The sequence below is a fragment of the Frankia sp. CeCAU1 genome (assembly GCF_977971845.1).
Window position 1 is genome coordinate 15,478 of record NZ_CDWWXA010000069.1, and the last position, 753, is coordinate 16,230.

General features: G+C 66.9%; 1 protein-coding gene. It reads right to left on the reverse strand.

What is annotated here, in order from left to right; all coding sequences use genetic code 11:
* Window positions 1–727: AMP-binding protein (locus AC08OO_RS13525; RefSeq protein ID WP_476618573.1), on the reverse strand; the 727-nt coding region annotated here is incomplete at its 3' end.
* Window positions 728–753: the final 26 nt, after the last annotated feature.

Genomic DNA, 753 nt, shown 5'->3' on the forward strand with positions numbered 1-753 from the left:
GGGCCAGGTCGCCGGTACGGTACATGCGCTCCCCCGACCCCCCGAACGGGCAGGCCACGAACCGCTCCCCGGTCAACGCGGGACGGTTGAGATAGCCACGGGCCAGCCCGGCACCCGCCACATAAAGCTCACCGACCACCCCGGGAGGCACCGGCCGCAGGAACTCGTCCAACACATACGTCCGGACACCCGGCAACGGGCCACCCACCACACTGCCCGTCCCCGCCACCACCCGCTCCCGGTCCAACGCGATGTGCGTGACATGGACCGTCGTCTCGGTGATGCCGTACATGTTGACCAGCACCGGGGCGTCGCCGGGATACCGGTCATACCACTGCCGCAACCGGGCAGGTTCCAGCGCCTCACCACCGAACACCACATACCGCAACGAGGAACCGACCCCGGCAGCAGCCAACTCACCGATCACCTGGTAGAACGCCGACGGCGTCTGGCTCAGCACCGTCACACCCGTCCGGCTCAGCAACTCGACGAACTCCCGCGGCGACCGGCTCACCGAGTGCGCCACCACCACAACCCGGCCACCGAGCAGCAACGCACCGAACATCTCCCACACCGAAAAATCGAAGGCATAGGAGTGGAACAAACTCCACACATCATCGGCGCCCAGCCCGTACACCCGACCCGCCGTCCCGATGAGGGCAGCCACATTACGCTGCGGAATCAGCACACCCTTCGGCGTACCCGTCGACCCCGACGTATAGATCACATACGCCGGATGCCCCGGCCGCAACG